The 1,021-nt window shown below is 54.0% G+C and carries 2 protein-coding genes; one reads left to right on the top strand and one right to left on the bottom strand.

What is annotated here, in order from left to right; translation table 11 throughout:
- Positions 1-63 precede the first annotated feature (63 nt).
- Positions 64-204: a hypothetical protein gene (locus Q2941_RS51685; RefSeq protein ID WP_458197553.1), complete on the bottom strand. Its 141-nt coding sequence runs from the start codon at positions 202-204 to the stop codon at positions 64-66.
- A 280-nt stretch (positions 205-484) separates the two neighbouring features.
- Here Q2941_RS51685 and Q2941_RS51680 point away from each other — a divergent pair.
- Positions 485-1,021, top strand: a 537-nt coding sequence (locus Q2941_RS51680; protein WP_458197552.1) for a hypothetical protein, incomplete at its 3' end; no start/stop codon positions are given.

Below are 1,021 nucleotides of genomic sequence, written 5' to 3'. Positions count from 1 at the left end.
CAAGTCATGAATATCTATATGGGGTGCCGGAGTGAAAATTGAACCCATGTTTGAATATCAGTTTCATCGCACAATCCTGTAAGCTTTCGCGCGCTTGCGGCGTGCCGGCGCCACTTTCGGCTGAAGTCGGTGAAGCGCTCGCATCACGCCGATCCGGGCGAACATCGTCCCGTCCTGTTCGGCAACCAGCAACAGCGCCTGCATCGCGGCCTGCCATTCTCTCGCGTTGTGTTCGGGCCTTCGGAAGCTTGGTGATGTAGAGGGCGGCGTCACGGAGCGTGACCAGATTCTTGCCCTTGGACAATTCGATAGGCTCGTCAAATTCTAGCGACCAGGACATGCGGGGAGGGGGGAGGAAATCAAATCTTTTGTATATCTAACGGATATAGGCAACTCGGCGCGAAATTGCGAATCAGTCCTTAATGCGGTTCCTGTGGGTGGGGATAAAAAGTGCCGTGACGATTGCTAACCGTAGGGTAATCGAATGTCCGATTTAAAGATCGCAAGTGCGCGGCGACAACTCGGCACGGCTCTTTCCATCTACCTGCAGGACCTCGATCCTGTCTCGGTGCATTGCCTCGCCGGAGGCGGCTGCGAATTGATCGAGTACTACGCCAAGAAGGCTGGCGGTGAACCATTTACATCGCACGTCCTTAAGACCTTTCCTGACATGGACATTCGACAAGTTAGGAATCTTCAACGCAAATTTTGGAATGCGTTCAAGCACGCCACCCACCAATACAGCGGGGAAGAGCGCGATGACGACGAACTGCTGATGCGATTTACCGATGCGCAGAACGATCACGTCTCATTCATCGGTTGGTACGACTACGCACTTGCTACAAACACAATGCCGATCGAGGCACAGGTCCATCAGGCTTGGTACATCGCCCTGAATCCCGACAAATTGGCAGCGCATTTTCCGCCAGAACTTTATGACGACACTTTCCCGGGGCTACGTGGGAAATCACGCCCGGAGCAGAAGCGGATGCTGAACGAGGTAATCGAGCGATACAGGACC

The organism is Bradyrhizobium sp. UFLA05-153, from assembly GCF_054185185.1.
The sequence above is the reverse complement of the archived record's forward strand: the minus strand, read 5'-3'. Positions and strand labels throughout refer to the sequence as shown.